This is a genomic window from Flavonifractor sp. DFI.6.63 (assembly GCF_024462255.1).
In the GTDB taxonomy this organism is placed as follows: domain Bacteria; phylum Bacillota; class Clostridia; order Oscillospirales; family Oscillospiraceae; genus Lawsonibacter_A; species Lawsonibacter_A hominis.
Genome location: NZ_JANGBE010000013.1, coordinates 13290 through 28759 on the forward strand (window position 1 = coordinate 13290; position 15470 = coordinate 28759).

Consider the following 15470-nt stretch of genomic DNA (forward strand, 5'->3'; position numbering starts at 1 on the left):
GGAGGGCATGATGAAATACCTTATCGGTACCGACATCGGTACCTCGGGCACCAAATCCATTCTTATGGATACGCAGGGCCGGCTCATCGCCCAGGATCTCCAGGAATACGACGTGCTCACCCCCCAGCCGCTTTGGGCCGAGCAGTGGCCGGATGTGTGGCTGGACGCTGCAAAGCGCTCCATCCGCAATACGGTGCAGAAATCCGGAGTATCCCCTGCCGACGTGGCCGGTATCTGCATCAGCGGACTCTACGGCGGCTCCGGCATCCCGCTGGACGAGCAGATGGAACCCGTACGCCCCTGCCTGATCTGGATGGATCGCCGGGCCGCGGTTCAGCAGCGCTGGGTGGAAGAACACATCGATCCGGAAAAACTGCAGCGTATCACCCACAACGGCACCGACCCCTATTACGGTTATCTGAAGATCCTCTGGATAAGGGACAACGAACCGGACAACTGGCGCCGTACCCGTCTCTTTCTCCCTCCCAACAACTATGTCATCTATCGGCTTACCGGGCAGGTGGCGATCGACTACTCTGCCGCAGGCAATATCGGCGGTATCTTCGATATGAATGCACACGGCTGGTCGTACGAGCTGATGGATGACATGGGGATCCCCCGCACGATGATGCCCCCGCGCATCGTAGAGTCCCGGGACATCGTGGGCGGCCTCACCGCCCAGGCCGGGCTGGAGCTGGGCTTGAATGAGGGAACCCCTGTGTGCGCCGGCGGCGTGGACTGCGGCGTGGCCTCCTTTGGTCTGGGCGTCTTTGAGCCCGGCGAGTATGTGGCCGCCATCGGCACCTCGATGTGCGCCGCTCTGATCCATGACCGCCCCATCCGGGCTCAGGGGCTCATCGAGTGGCCCTATGTCATCAACTCCAAGGCGCTGTCCTACTCCTTCGGCGGCGGCGCCACCGCCGGCGCTGTGGTCAAGTGGTTCCGCGATACCTTTGCCCAGCGCGAGAAGGCGGAAGAAGACGCCGGCGGAGCGAACGCCTACGCCGTCCTGGACGAGCAGGCGGCCAGCATCCCTCCCGGCTCCGGCGGCCTTATCGTACTGCCCCATTTTATGGGAGAGCGCAGCCCCGTCTGGAATACGGATGCCAAGGGCGTTATCTTCGGCCTCTCTCTGGCCCACACCAAAGCCCATATTTACCGGGCTTTTCTGGAAGCGGTGGCCTACTCCCTGCGCCACACCATGGAGTCCACCGGCGAGGACCTGGGCGAATATATCCTGTTGGCGGGCGGCGTCAGCAAGTCTCCCCTGTGGCGTCAGATCTTCGCGGACGTGACCGGCCACGCGGTGGTCTGCCCGATCCACGATGTCGAGGCCAACCTGGGCGATGTGATGCTGGCAGGCTTGGGTACCGGCACGCTCACTCTGGAGGATATCAGGAGCTGGCAGGTGCTGGATGAGAAGGTACGGCCCGACCCGGAAGCCCACGCCAAATACAATGACTACTACAAGCTCTATCACGCGGTCTACCGCGACCTGGAACAGGACATGGCGGCCATATCCAAACTGTCCTGAGCAGCGCCTCCCGTCCAAGGCCGGGGCTCCGATGGGACCCCATCCCGGCTTTTCCCCAACGGCACCGCAAGCCGCGCTGAACCGTTTTCTCCGCATCCTGCACCCCGCCGCCATTGACGCAGCAGAATTCCTTTCATCGCTGCAGTTCTGCGGGGGAGACTCCGGCTGTTTCTCCTCTCGCTTCGCACCGGATTGCAAACCCGCTTGCTGCTGATCCGCAGAGCGGCGCCCCTGTTTTCCAAAGCCATCCAGCAAAGTCATAACTACCAGCTAAAGTGGTAGCTTGAGTAGGCCCTTATAGGGCCTGTTCACAAAAGCATGCGGACGAAACGCCCTGAAAAAAGCCTTTTCCCGCTGTCAAATTAGGAAAAATGTCCGCTGGGTGCCGATCCTCCCTGCCTCTTTATCCCTTTATCGGGGTGGCGGGTTCCAATCGTTTTTCTTTATACCGCCCGTTAAGGTTTCCCCCATAAAACAGCAAACCGGCGGCAGGCCACATGGTCGTTTTCCATGTGCCCTGCCGCCGGTTTTCCGCTCTATCCGCAATAGGCGGCTGTCCTCTGCCGCTTCGCTAACATGAGCAGAAAAGGGGCGCGTTGGAAACTTTATTCTACAGCGCGCCCCTTTTGATATCATGTCATCGTCAACGATTTACTTTTTGGCAGAGATCTCAGTCTTCGTGAGCTCGGAGAAGTTACGCACGACAAGAGGCTGATCCAAAACGCCGGAGAGGATATCTTCCTTAACCATCTTGAGATAGGAGATACCAATAATCACGATGATAAAAGCGATGGGGATGGACAGCACCAGGGTAGCAGTCTGCAGGGTAGCCAGAGGCGCATCCAAAATGATAAAGCCAATAGGGATCAGGGACAGGCCAAAAGCCCAGATTAGCCGCAGGATAGGCACGGATTCACCGTTCTCCACGCGAATCTGAGAGTTGGCAGCGATGATATAGGAGGCTGAGTCATAGGAATTGGCCGCAAAGACGAAACAGAGCAGGGCCACCAAAATGACAGCAATCTTCCCGAAGGGGAGGGTAAGCAGGATTTCCACAATGGTGTTGGCGGGACCGATCTCGCTGAGGGAGTTGACCACGTCGAAGGCGCCGCTCAACTGGAGGTCCAGGCCATAGTTGCCCAGCACACCAAAGAAAAGGATGCAGCCTGCGCTGCCAAACAGCAGGGAACCGGCTACCATACTCTTGACGGTGCGGCCCTTGGAAATGCGGGCGATAAACATGCCCAGGAAGGGGGCGTAGCCGGCCCACCATGCCCAGTAGAACACAGTCCAGCTTTGGGGAAAGCCGGATAACCCGATGGAGTCGAGCCAAGTGGACATCCGGATAAAATTCTGCGCCATAAGGCCGATAGCTGTGGTGGTGGTATCATAGATAAACTTGGTGTCGCCAACCACGAAGACAAATGCGATCAGCAGCAAAGCCAGCCATACGCCTGAGTCGCTGAGGAACTTGATCCCCTTGTTCAGGCCGGAGTAAGCGCTGAGACCAAACATGGCAACGATGATGAGCAGGATGATGATCTGGAGCATGGGGGTGGCTTCGATTCCAAACAGGGTGCAAATGCATGCTGTAACCAGAGGATTGGCAAGACCCAGGGAGGTGGCCACGGCGCCCACGATGCCGAAGATGAAGAACACGTCGATGACCTTGCCCAGGGGGCCATCCACCTTCTTACCCAGCAGGCCGCGGCAACCCTCACTGCATTTTAGAACATTGCTCTTTCTCACGAACATGATATAGCCAAAGGTACAGGCAGAGACGGCGTAGATGGCCCAGGCAGTGGGCCCCCAGTGGAAGAAGCCATAAGCGGGAGCCATCTCGCCGGCCTGCCAAGTGCCGTATTCAAGGCCTAAGGGAGGCGCCTGGAAATAATAGCCCCACTCGATGAAGCCCCAGTATAGCACGCCGGCACCGACACCGCAGCAAAACAGCATAGCAGCCCAAGAGAATGTCTTGAACTCGGGCTTTTCGCCCTTGTCCCCCAGATGGACCTTGCCATAGCGGCTGACGATGATGTAGATGCAAAAGATGAGGCAGAAGATACCAAACCACATATAAGGTGCGCCCAGATAATCCAAGACCCAGCCGTTCAGTGTGCCGACAACTGCACCACTGGCCTCCGGAAACAGGATGATGGGGAGGGACAGGGCCAGGAGTGCAATCCAAGAGATGATGAGGACTTTCTTGTCAATCAGCTTCAAAGACTCTCTAAAACCTTGCTTTTTCACGTGGAAATCTCTCCTCTCATTTCATTTCTTAGCTCTCTAAGATTTTTGCGATGGCGGTGTGGAGATTTTCGTCAAAGCGGTCCAGCATATCACCATCCTCCAGGAACATAGTGATGATAGCATAGGCCTCCTCGTCGATATGATAGAAGATACCCAAACCGTGAGGCATCACAGGCGGGAAATAGCACCCCTTCATGTCATCGTTGCCGAAGGAGGTGCAGGAAAGCCTGTCCTCGCAAATGCGGGCGAAGCCCTTGCTTCGGAAAAAGGCTGGCTGCTCGGCAAAGCCCAGTTCTTGAGCGTAGTCCTTACAAACCTCACGCACGGCAAACAGGTAACGGTTGACGCCCATTCCCGCCTGTGCCTGCCTGGTACGCTCGTGGTGGGCATCCAACGCCGCCAGCATCAGCCGACGACGTTCTTCCTTTGAGACGGAATCATCCAGCAGGGCTGCAACAAAGGCCTTGGAGGCGTGAGTCACCGGGCGATTGACCTCTGTTCGGCCGCGGAAGAACTTGCGGCAGTCCACTGAGATATAGGTGTTGCGAATGTCGTTCCAGGTCATCTGTTGGGCAGCCTGGAACGCAATGTGCATGAATCCGTCGCCGGAGAGAATCCCATGCTCTCTCAGAACGGTGCGGCTTAAACCGGGGAAGGAGACGACACGGGCATCAAAGGCGCTCATCTTACTTCGGAACCGTGCAAAGCACTGGCGCAGCCGATCTTCAAAGCTATCCAGATGGAATTGCAGTTCGCGATATGCAGCTTGATCGGTTCCAGCTGTGAGGTCCATCTCACCCAGGATCTCACCCACCCGCTTGACCAGATAGACCTCAATGCCGCCGTCGCAGTAGGTATGGTCAACGATCATAGACATAGCGCCATTGACCGCCACGTTGAACTGAGTTCCCTTGCCGTGGAAGCGGTTAAACCACAACGGGTCGCCGCAGGCGGTATAAAGCTTTTGCAGCACAGTCTCGGGGGCACAGGTGTCCAGGTTTACTACGGCTATCGCCTTTTTGATTACTTCATACTCCTCAGCGTTGCCGGGAATGGCCAGCAGCCCGGCCAGCAAGTCGCCGGCCATATCACGCTCCGGTTCGGAAGTGACCGTGTTAAAGTTGACTTCCAGCCCAGGGGTCGCATCGTTCAGGATGGCAGCAACGCTATAGCGCAGGTTGCCGTAAGGGATGGGTTTCCCCTCGGGGGTGATGACCTCGACGGTATAGATGTGGTTCTTGTACAGGACCAGACTATGCCGGGATATCTCATCGGAGATATACATGACATCCTGGCCATGAGCAATGTGGTTGATAGAGGCTAATGCGCCGAAAAGTTCGTCATTAGAATAAGTCTTTGGGCCAATGTTATAAGCGCCGTTGCCCTTCTGGCGGAATACCCGATAGGTCTCCGCCGTGGCAAAGAGGAGGGCGGCAGCTTTTTCGGCCTGGCTCAGGTTGCGGAGGGTCGGATTGTCATAGAGAATGGGTACACTGGTGTAGGGGCAGATGGGGTCGCGGAATCCCAGGTGACCCTTGACCCAGTAGTTATAGATGTAACTGTCATCAGAGCCTTCGGCCAACTCGTCCATCTTACGCTCCAGGCGGGGAAACTGTTCTAATGCTTGGAATGCGTCGACTTCATTTATAGCCTGTGCCAGTTCTTCCTTGGTGACCAGTGGCTCCAGCCAGTTCAAATAGCGCTCCAGGGTGTCGCGCAAGCCGGGGTTTGGGTAGTGAGGGAGTCCTGCATTATTTTTAATGGAAAGGTTGAATTTGATACAGTCCATATTTCCTTCACCTCAGCATCCCATGGGGCAGTGGGGGTATTTCAAGCGGAGCAGTTGTTCCACACGCACATCCTTCTGATAGAGGGTTAGGAAGCTGCTGCCGAAGCCCTCGGTGGCGGTTGGTTCTCCGTTGCAGACGGCCTCCACCTTGTCGACGATGCGCTGCCCCACCCGGGCGGCGGAATCGCTGCCGTCCATAATGCCGGTGGCATCCACATCTACGTCGTCGTTAATCAGATCTTTGTTACCGCTGACCTTGATAACAGGGACCAACTCGTTATCGAAGCCGGCAGCGCCGCTGGTCCACATGACGACCTGGACGCCCAGCGCTGCGAAGTTGGTGCCTGCACCACCGCAGAGGTGGCTGACGTCAGAGAGATAGAAGCCTGGCTTGTCGGGATGGTCGATGCCGCTGTTGCTGATTTGCAGGAAGCCCTGGATAGGAGCACTGCCGGTCTTATGAAGGGCACCGAAAGATTTTTCCTCAATGGTGGTCAAGCCTCCTATGCAGTTCCCGATGCTCATGGACTCCACAGGTGCGCCATCCACGTTCCAGCGCTTCAGTTCATTATCTGAGGCTGCGGCGATATCCGCAGCCACCTCAGGACTGATGGCCCGCCGCTGAATCTGTTCCTCACAGCCCATCAGCTCAATGAGCTCTCCGGCCACGGTAGTGGCGCCCAACTCGTAGAGTATATCTGCGGCCTTGCCCACGCTGGGGTTGGATGCGATACCCGAACTGGTATCGCTACCACCACACTTGATACCCACAAACAGGTCGGCGGCTGTGCCCTCACGCCTGGGAACCTGCTGTGCGTATTCGATCAGCTTTTCAAGTTTCTCTCGGCCCAGGGCGATGGACTTCTTGGTGCCGCCTACCTCGATGCAGTTGATCGATTCTATAGGTTTTCCGCATTTCTTTGCGTGATCGACGAAGTGACTGATGAGGATGCTGCCGCAACCCATGGCCAGCACCAGCACAGCCGCTACATTGGGGTTCGCACATATGCCCACCATTTGGTAGAAGGTCTCCTCATTGCCTCCCAGCATGCAAGTGTAATGGTTGGTCAGCACCACGACATCCCGGTGACCCTCGGCGATACGTTTTGCCAGGCCATCACAACATTCGTCCAGTGCGACAATCAGTATCTTATTTCGGATACCCAACTTGCCGTCGGGACGAATATAACCTTGAAATTTCATATTTCGTTCCACCTCATTCCGTAATGTTCATCACGCTGATGATATCCCTGATGATGGAGTCGGGAATGTCCAGGTGCATGCTGCGCACGTTATGAACATGGACCAGGTGGCCCTTAGCGATGGGTTTGATGACTACACCGACGTTCTCTCCGTACTTGATCATGGTGCTCTTTTCTGGCATGTCGCTCAACGCGAGCTTATTGCCGCTGAGAATGGGGCTTTGTGCAACAACCCTTTCCACCAAAACCTGGTTTTGGTCATACACCCAAACCATATCTCCGATCTGCACATCAAACAAGACTGTGGCTACATTGTCGTGGGGGTCCATTTGAATGGCGCGTTTTTCCATACGTTTTCCTCCTTTGCTTTGTGCTCTGCCTTATACCATTGCAAATATGGTGCCAAATCATGAAAAAAATAGCGCAAGACTTAGAGCCGGAGGGAAACGCGACAAGGCATACCGCCGTCATAAGGCGGCAAACGTCGTAAATTTGAGTTGATCGCAATTCAAATCCACATTTTGCTCGAGTCGAAAACAACTCGCAAGTTAAAAACGATTCAAATTCGCTTGCGGCCCCTGGAATTCTGTGCTACAGTAGGGCTATGGGACTGTGACTAAGCGTGATTGGAGGAGGAATGTTTCATGGACCGGACCTACCGATACCTAGACACCGATACCCTGGCCCGTCTCGTGGATGAACTGTATGACGAAGTATGCATCTACGATAACCATTACCGTATGGTTTATATTAACAAGGCCTGCCTTAGACATTACGGTTTCGAGCCAGACGACCTGATTGGCAAAGAACTTACTATTTTTGAACACGATAAATGGTGGGATACCTCTATTCTGCCTCATGTCTACCGAGATAAAAAAGCCTATGCCATACGTCAGAAGACGATTGTGGGCTCCAAACTGTTTACCGTCGCTGTCCCGATCTTTGATCGGAATAATGAAATCGAGTTCGTTGTTATGAGCGTGCGGGATACTGTCAGCGACAACCTGATCTTTACCGGAGAAAATACTGCGATCGTTGCCTCCGCGGACGAATTACGCCCGGAACTGCTCTATGAGAGCGATGAGATGAAGGCTATCATGGACAGCATCCAGCGGGTAGGCCGAACGGATGCCAACTGTCTGATTGTAGGCGAGTCGGGTACCGGCAAAACTGCCTTGGCTAAGTATATGCACAAGATCAGTGATCGCCAGGATAAGCCTTTTATCTCGGTAAACTGTGCAAGCCTGCCTAGAGAACTAGTGGAATCCGAGCTCTTTGGCTATGTCAAGGGCGCCTTTACCGGTGCCAAGAGCGGCGGCAAAACGGGGTTGTTCGAGGCTGCAAACCACGGCACCCTGCTGCTGGATGAGATTTCAGAGCTGCCGTTTTCTGCTCAAGCGAAGTTGCTCAGTGCCATTCAAGAGAAAGAAATTCTGCCCATCGGTGCCACCGCTCCGGTGAAGATCGATGTCAAAATTGTCGCCGCCACCAATAAGGACCTGACAAAGCTCATCGAAAGCAATGAATTCCGAGCGGATCTCTACTATCGTCTGAATATCTTTGAATTGACCATCCCGCCACTGCGTCAGCGCAAAAAGGATATTATACCTCTGGCCACCTATTTTCTTAACCAGTTTGACACACAGTACGGAAAGTCCCATACGTTCTCCAAAGATACCATTCCGTTGCTGCTCTCCTACGCATGGAAGGGTAATGTCCGGGAGCTACGACATGTGATTGAGCGCATCACCGTCATGGTAGATGACTTCTCTATTGAGCCGCACCACCTGCCCAAAAACATCTTCTCCGTGGTTAGCTATGATCAGACGCTGACTCAGTTCCCTACATCACTGGACGGTGCGCTGGAGGAGTTGGAGCGGCAGATGATTCTTAATTCCTACCAAAAGCACCCCTCCAGCCGCGGCGTAGCGACAGATTTGTCCATCAGTCAGACCCGTGCGGTTAAACTAATTCGAAAATATAGGCTTTGAACAGGAAAAAGCGGTTCGTTGCAAAAACATATCACAAAGAGCAAGCAGAGTTGCAGTCCCTCTAGGGGTTGCAACTCTGCTTGCTCACGTTAAGGTCTATTTATAAAGATACTGGCAAAACATGTGATGTACGCCGCATAATAACTCGACCCCATGCGGATACCAATGAGACTCAAAAATTGGTCATCAGCGGCCAGCGTTCCTCTTGGCCCTAATTCTAAACACGCCGGTACCTACAGTCATGCAACAAAATTTAGGGCTTGTTTGAAAAAAGGTGGAGATTGTGCTAAAGCAACAAAATAGCGATGGAGGCAAGATACACAAGGGCCAGGAAGGAAGCATCCGACTTGCCATATCTGGTGGCGATTCTGCGAAACCACTTGATTTTCTGGAAAAAACACTCCACCAGATGGCGCTCCTTATACAGGTGCCAGTCAACCGGCCAAGGATCAGAAACGTTGCTTTGCGGCGGGATCACATAACTGGCCCCGTGCGCTGAGATATATTCCCGAATTGCCCGAGCACCATATGCCCGGTCTGCCAGTACGGCACTCCCTCTGATCCTGACTTTTTCCAATAGTTCAACAGCGTGAACCGAATCGTGGTCATTTCCAGCGGAGAGAAGGAACTCCACCGGGTTTCCCAAACCGTCCACTACCGCGTGGAGTTTTGTGTTCCACCCACCTCTGGTACGGCCAACCGCCTTATCCGCTGTTTTTTTCCCCGCCATTTGCGCTTTCATGTACCTTTACACAGTGGAGTCTACGCTCAGATTCTCCATGTCCGCGTCCCCGGACAGCGCGTGAAATACCGCCTCCAGTGTGCCGTCATCCCGCCACTTGGAGAATCGCGCGTACACAGACTGCCAGGGGCCATAGGCCGCCGGCAGCTCACGCCACTGAGCACCGCTCCGGACAATCCAGAGCATCCCGTTGAGCATGGTCCGGTTATCCTTCCGGGGACGGCCCCGCTTCCCCGTTTCTTCCCGTGGCAGCAGCGGCTTGATTCGTTCCCATTGTTTTTTTGTTAATTCATATCGTTTCATGCCCTTAGCTTCGCATAACTTGGTTTGTTGTGCAACTTTTATTTTTCAAACAAGCCCTAAGTCGAGCATGTAGTTGTCGTCGTAAAACAACAATTCCGGTATTGAAAGACACGATACCGAGGTATGCCAAAACAGACAGCAAAACTGAATATGCTGTTCGCTTTAGCAGACCTGATTCTGGCTGACAGGCCCTGCCTGGTAGCTTAAATTAAGGCTTGTCCGAAAAAAGGCAGAGATTGTGTTAAACCAACAAGATAGCAATGGAGGCAAGATACACAAAGGCCAGGAAGGAAGCATCCGACTTGTCATTGAACCGAACCAGTAAAAACGGACAATAGACAAAACGCCCCCTAATGTAGGAAAATGAAAGTACTACTGAACTGCCCCAGGTTGTGCGGACCGTACAAAAAGGGGCCCTGGTAGGAACTATTGAGTTTTATGTGGAGAGGCGACGCGCAAGCGGCGCCTCTCCAGTCTTTAGCTGAATGTGCTCATGGTTGTAAAAGTGAATATAGCGGTCAATCCTCTCGTTGGCTTCAGAGAAAGCCGCCGGTTTGCGGCGGTAAATGCACTCTGTTTTAAGAATGGAGAAGAAATTTTCCGCCATGGCATTATCATATGGGTTGCCTTTCCTTGACATGGAAAGCGTAATGCCGTATGCTTGAGTCAGATTGAAGTATGCTTGTGGGGCGTACTGAAATCCCTGGCCGCTGTGGAGGCAGAGTCCCGCAGCGACCCTCTTTTTCTCTTTCTTCATCGCCGGACAAATGGTGTCCAGGACCAGATTTACAGTCTGCCGCCTCCCGGTCTTGCAGGCCACAATGCTGTTATCGCAGAGGTCCCGAATCATGGAACGATACAGCACCCCCTGTTTGGTGTGGATATAAGAGATGTCCGTTACCCATTTGCGGTTGGGACTGTCCGCATGAACATCTCTGCTGAGCAAATTCTCATATTTGTGAAGCCGCTGTCACATCTGCGTCCATTTCCTGCGGCGGCGGATCTCAGACAGCAGATCATACTTCTTCATGATCCTCAGTACAGTTTTGGGATTGCGGAAAATGTTCTGACTTTTCAGCCACAGCCACATTTGCCGATAGCCGTAAGTCCGGAAGCTGCGTTCCTGCTGCTGTGCAATGCGTTCTGCAAGAGCAGCCTCCTTCTCCGGCCTGCCCGGGCGATGGACAAAGGCGTAGCAGCCGCTTCTGGATACTGCAAAAAACGCCCACATGACGGGCACCGGATACACGCCGCTGTGACGATAATATGATGTGGTATTTTACCCTTGCCCTCACCTCCTTCCTGCGGACCGCAGAAAATCCCGCAGCAATTTGTCCTCCATGCGCAGTCGCTGGATCTCAAAGGTCTGCTCTGCTGCAATGTCTCTGTGAGCAGCATCTTTCCTTGGCCGTCCTTTTGGACGTGGAAGGATCCCGGCTTCCAGCTTGCGTTCTTTTCTCCGCTCCCGCTCAAGCAGCCTTTTCACCACCTGCTTATTCTGGAAGCCATAGTATCCCGCAACTTCCCGCTGCGTTTTTCCCTCTGCCGGCATAGCCTTGATTTCAGGCAGCAACGCTTGAACGTGTGTGTAATTCCGTTTCCCCATAACAAGACCCCCTGATGTAGTTTATTTTCCTACATCAGGGGGCCTTTTGTCACTGTCCGTTTTTACTGGCCCTGTTCAAAATTTGCAATCAATGCTACTATTTTTTGCAGACCATACTTACCTCAATTTTCCCGCCGCACACCATTCCCAGTTCTGCAGCGGCGTGAGTCAAATCATAGACCTGCCGTGCCTCGCTGCGCCCCTGCGCCCAGAACTCCAGAGCATCCAGCTTTGTCTGATATTCCACGGTGCCTCCGCCAATGGTGCCCACACAGGTGCCATCTGGTCGCACATGCATCCAGGTGCCTACACCCCGTGGAGCGGAGCCACTCTTTTTTACAATCGTGCATAAGATGCCGGGCTCATCTGGTGGAGGCATTGCGTTAGGACCGCGGTGGGCTCGCTGTTTTACTAGTTCGGCTGTAATAGATACCGCAATCTCAGCAGGTGTTTGTGCGCCAATAGAAAGGCCAATGGGGGAATGCACCCCCTCTAACGTTTTTGGGGGGATACCAGCCTCCTGTAAGGATTTCATTACAGCGGCAACCTTAATTTTACTGCCAATCATCCCTACATAAGCATATCTGCCGTTCAGAATCCTTTCCAGGCAGACGCGATCAAAAGCGTGGCCGCGAGTAAGAATGACATAGTAGTCACTTCCGCGGCTGCCCAGTTGATCTAATGCGTCCAGAAAAGAGGAGCATATTACCTGATTCGCGAGTGGAAAACGTCTGGGATTGGCAAATTCGATACGGTCATCAATGACAATTATTTCATATTCCAATCGTGCGGCCATATGAACAACCTCTAACGAGACATGACCGCCACCGCAAATGATCAGTCGATCCATATACCATCCCTCCTAAAAAATACAAATGTTTCTTTGTGCCGGTATTGCGTTTTGCTAGAATAGCATAAATTACAGCATCGAAAGCCTTATAACTTAAAATTTTTGCAGTTGGATCGATCAACATCGGAATCGCATCATGCGCTAAAATTATCCGGATATCCTGCACGCCTCCTGCGCGATAGGCTGTAATCCGTTTGACTTGCGTCATTTTATTGTAAATACACTGGAAGAATACAACGATGCGACGTATGGCAGTAAGATGGGCGATCTCGGTCATGACAACAGGGAAAACGGCCCGGTGCAGTCGTATTGCCACGTCAGTGACCAGGTTGCCTGCATCTTTGATTAAAAGTGACACTGGACACTTAGCTCCCCAAAAACAGAATGCACACACAGAAATATTTACAATAACGAATATTTTGTGATGTATAACATGGAAAACTTTTGACATTCACAGAAAATAGTTGTAAACTAATTAATAAAGAGAATGTGCGATATTTTCATTCCACGGCATAATACATTAAAAAACAGGAACGGTTAAGGTGCTTTTATGACTAAGACAAAAACGATGAGCACACAGCAAAGTCTAGATCGTGCGCTTGAGCTGATGGAGATGCTTGCTAAGAACGGCGGCGGCATGAATGTTTCGGATATCAGCAAAACACTTGGAATCACGCGTGTGACTGCGTCTTCGATGGTGCAGTCTTTGTTGCAACGCAATTATATCGAAAAGGACGCTATAACGGGAAAGTTTTATATAGGGTATAAATTCTTGGATCTGGCACAGGTTTACCGCTATCGTTATCCGTTTCTATATGCTGCGGAAGAATATGTCCGTAACATGGCGGAAAAGCTGGGAATTCGAATTAACATATGCGTACTCAAACCTCCGGGAGTTGCAGTGGTTTTACTGTCAAAAGATGTTTCACTGCTTCCTAAAATGATTATGGGTTACGTATTTCCTGCGTATGCGTCTGCATCCGGCAAAGTTCTACTGGCGTTTTCTTCCAACGAATTGGTGGAGACTTGGATAGACGAGATGGAATTTGTTCGTTATACTTCACATACGATTGACAGTAAGGAAAAATTGCGCAAGGAGTTGGAGCAGATTCGTGCACAGGATATTGCTTTTGAACATGAGGAACTGATGTTGCAGCGCTGCTGTATAGCGGCACCGATTCGGGATATTTCCGGACAAGTGATTGCATCGGTGAGCTTTTCCGGAATCGGGGAGCAGATCGAGAATGAACTGCCGATGCTTACGGATAGTATCCGCCTGTTGGCAAGGACAATCTCATCTACCCTGGGTTATAATGCCATTCAGCGCCCCTAGTAGCATAAATAAGAAACAGGACATCGGGGGATAACGTATAGATGAATGAAAGGGCCCCCCGGTTTGAGCTGAAAAGACTCAAACCGGGGGGCCCTTTTCACTCATTGGTGGAGGATAGCTGTCAAGTGACAGGAGGGCTATTCGGAAAAGGAAAGACCGCGAGTCAGTTGTGGCAGCCCTTTCTCAGGATGAGTTCACCAATCAGGAACAGGACAACCGTCGCAAGACTAAATACGCCTGCAACCGGCCAGAAAGATGCGGTTGCAATCAGCGGCAGAAAAGCGATCATTGTAGAAGAGAAGGGGGTATCGAGTGCGGAACAGAGCCCGACCTGCTGAGCGACGCTGGTCTTGCCGTCCGGATCTACGCAGCGGAACAGTGCCCAGCCGGTTGCGCTTACACCGGTGCAGGAGCCGAAGCGGTTCATTGCAAATTCAAACCAATCCCGGTTCATCCAACGGCGGCAAAGGACCATGGCGAATACGCTGACGAGAATGGTCATTACAACGCAAATGATTAGGATGGGAACCAAGTTGGCGGCAATGAACTTTAGATTCAGGGTGGCAGTGGCGGCACAGATGCAGATTTCAAGCGCAAAACTAGAGATAGAATTGATGGTTGTCTTGTCGGCATAGCGATCTGTTTTGGTGGCTACCATCAGATTCCAGACAATGAAGGCGCCAATGACGCCGTACAGCAGAGAGGGAAGTTTGCTCAGAGCGGGGATAAGTGTGGCCAAAAGAGTGATGATCTTTTCGCCAACCCAAATGCTGAACAAAATAAGAGCGAGCTGAAGGGCAAGCGCAGCAACACCGCTGGTGGGAACGGTAGTCTTGCCCACAGAAGCACGCTGATCCTCGGGAAGAGGACCTTTTTCCAGTTTGTTATGAGAGATATCCTTTACGTTTTGAGCATAGCCCTTACGAATGCCGTAATTGACCCAGAACATGCCCACGGTCAGAGCAACAATTAGACCAACCGTGGAAAACAGAATGCCTAGATCCGTCATATTGGCGATGCCTGCAGAAGCGAAAGCATCGCCGGCGGTGACAGCACCGCCATGGCCGCCATAGAAACAGAATACAGGCATGATGCCCCACTGAATCGGCAGGGATGGCCACAGCTTAGACAGGCCGGCGCCGCACAGTGCACCGACGGCAACCTGTGCACAATAAATAAAAAAGGTGCAGACAATCGTGTTACCAAGACCTTTAAAAGCGCCGCGTTTGATGGTGATACCGAAAATCATGCAGGCAATTACGATGTTGACCATAGGGGAAGCCAGTTTTCCCCACACTTCGGGAATTTCAATCAGCCCAAGCACTTGAGGACCCATAACCAACGCCAGGATACCACCAATCATGCTGGCGGGGATATACAGTTTTTTCAGCGGGGTAATTACTTCGCGGATCACAAAGCCAGCCAGGAGGAATACCATTAAAAGAATCAACGGGTTCAGCATTTTTTCTCTCTCCTCTTAAGTAAAAATGGTGCGCTGGTGATTAAGTGTGAACGTATGCCGCGTAATCAAGATAAGCGGGCAGAATAGGATTTGTCCGTAGAATCACCCCCCTAAAAGCAATGTATGCGCTGTCGACAAGAAGCAAATGGAATAGCGGCCAAAGGCATAAAACTAGGCATTGAACAGTGCAAATCAGAAAATCGACAATAAGAATATATAACATAGTGATTAAAATGTCAACAATATATGTATAAAATTATTTAAATAAAAATAAATAGAGCACACCTATATAATTTTAAAGCGAAGCAAGTGAAGGCAAATTAACAACTTTTTGGTTTCTGTTACTATAAAAGAGCTGTTAAAAATGGGCTAAAAAAGAAAAAATACCGATTTTAAGTCAATGCTGCA

At 52.1% G+C, this 15470-nt stretch carries 12 protein-coding genes and 3 pseudogenes; 4 read left to right on the plus strand and 11 right to left on the minus strand.

The annotated features are described in order from the left end of the window. Positions 1-10 precede the first annotated feature (10 nt). Positions 11-1534, plus strand: a complete 1524-nt coding sequence (locus NE547_RS08615; RefSeq protein WP_256175400.1) for an FGGY-family carbohydrate kinase — start codon at positions 11-13, stop codon at positions 1532-1534. 651 nt (positions 1535-2185) lie between these two features. Here the strand turns inward: NE547_RS08615 and NE547_RS08620 are convergent. The 4 genes from NE547_RS08620 to NE547_RS08635 are packed head-to-tail and all read right to left on the minus strand — an operon-like array spanning position 2186 to position 7125. Then, positions 2186-3784, minus strand: a complete 1599-nt coding sequence (locus tag NE547_RS08620) for a BCCT family transporter (RefSeq protein WP_256175402.1) — start codon at positions 3782-3784, stop codon at positions 2186-2188. A gap of 28 nt (positions 3785-3812) precedes the next feature. After that, on the minus strand, positions 3813-5573 hold the full coding sequence (locus tag NE547_RS08625) for a choline/carnitine O-acyltransferase (RefSeq protein ID WP_186906883.1): 1761 nt from the start codon (positions 5571-5573) through the stop codon (positions 3813-3815). 12 nt (positions 5574-5585) lie between these two features. Then, positions 5586-6776 (minus strand): UxaA family hydrolase, encoded by a 1191-nt coding sequence (locus NE547_RS08630; RefSeq protein WP_186906884.1) that lies wholly within the window; start codon positions 6774-6776, stop codon positions 5586-5588. A gap of 13 nt (positions 6777-6789) precedes the next feature. After that, entirely contained in the window at positions 6790-7125 is a 336-nt protein-coding gene (locus NE547_RS08635) for a UxaA family hydrolase (RefSeq protein WP_186906885.1), read from the minus strand. Positions 7126-7419: 294 nt separating this feature from the next. On the opposite strand from NE547_RS08635, the gene NE547_RS08640 reads away from it, so the two are divergent. Next, positions 7420-8766 (plus strand): sigma-54-dependent Fis family transcriptional regulator, encoded by a 1347-nt coding sequence (locus NE547_RS08640; protein WP_256175405.1) that lies wholly within the window; start codon positions 7420-7422, stop codon positions 8764-8766. A 286-nt stretch (positions 8767-9052) separates the two neighbouring features. Here the strand turns inward: NE547_RS08640 and NE547_RS08645 are convergent. Further along, positions 9053-9811, minus strand: a pseudogene (locus NE547_RS08645) (IS5 family transposase). Positions 9812-9871: 60 nt separating this feature from the next. On the opposite strand from NE547_RS08645, the pseudogene NE547_RS08650 reads away from it, so the two are divergent. Then, positions 9872-10018: pseudogene (locus NE547_RS08650) on the plus strand (IS5/IS1182 family transposase); the annotation flags it as partial. A 229-nt stretch (positions 10019-10247) separates the two neighbouring features. Here the strand turns inward: NE547_RS08650 and NE547_RS08655 are convergent. From NE547_RS08655 to NE547_RS08675, 5 genes and pseudogenes are all read right to left on the minus strand, one after another. After that, positions 10248-10763: pseudogene (locus NE547_RS08655) on the minus strand (IS3 family transposase); the annotation flags it as partial. A gap of 18 nt (positions 10764-10781) precedes the next feature. After that, positions 10782-11042 carry an IS3 family transposase gene (locus NE547_RS08660; RefSeq protein ID WP_256175407.1) on the minus strand — a complete coding sequence of 87 codons (261 nt, stop codon included), beginning with the start codon at positions 11040-11042 and terminating at the stop codon, positions 10782-10784. 60 nt (positions 11043-11102) lie between these two features. Next, a complete protein-coding gene (locus NE547_RS08665; RefSeq protein WP_256175409.1) occupies positions 11103-11417 on the minus strand; it encodes an imidazolonepropionase in 315 nt (104 codons plus the stop codon). A gap of 97 nt (positions 11418-11514) precedes the next feature. Then, a complete protein-coding gene (locus NE547_RS08670) occupies positions 11515-12267 on the minus strand; it encodes an XdhC/CoxI family protein (protein ID WP_256175411.1) in 753 nt (250 codons plus the stop codon). After that, the gene (locus NE547_RS08675) at positions 12191-12625 is read right to left on the minus strand and encodes a hypothetical protein (RefSeq protein ID WP_256175413.1); all 435 of its coding nucleotides are present in this window, start codon (positions 12623-12625) and stop codon (positions 12191-12193) included. The genes NE547_RS08670 and NE547_RS08675 overlap by 77 nt, the downstream gene beginning before the upstream one ends. 192 nt (positions 12626-12817) lie before the next feature. On the opposite strand from NE547_RS08675, the gene NE547_RS08680 reads away from it, so the two are divergent. Beyond that, the gene (locus NE547_RS08680; protein ID WP_256175415.1) at positions 12818-13600 is read left to right on the plus strand and encodes an IclR family transcriptional regulator; all 783 of its coding nucleotides are present in this window, start codon (positions 12818-12820) and stop codon (positions 13598-13600) included. A 163-nt stretch (positions 13601-13763) separates the two neighbouring features. Here NE547_RS08680 and NE547_RS08685 read toward each other — a convergent pair whose 3' ends face one another. Continuing rightward, entirely contained in the window at positions 13764-15062 is a 1299-nt protein-coding gene (locus NE547_RS08685) for a sodium/glutamate symporter (RefSeq protein WP_256175417.1), read from the minus strand. Between the last annotated feature and the right edge of the window lie 408 nt (positions 15063-15470).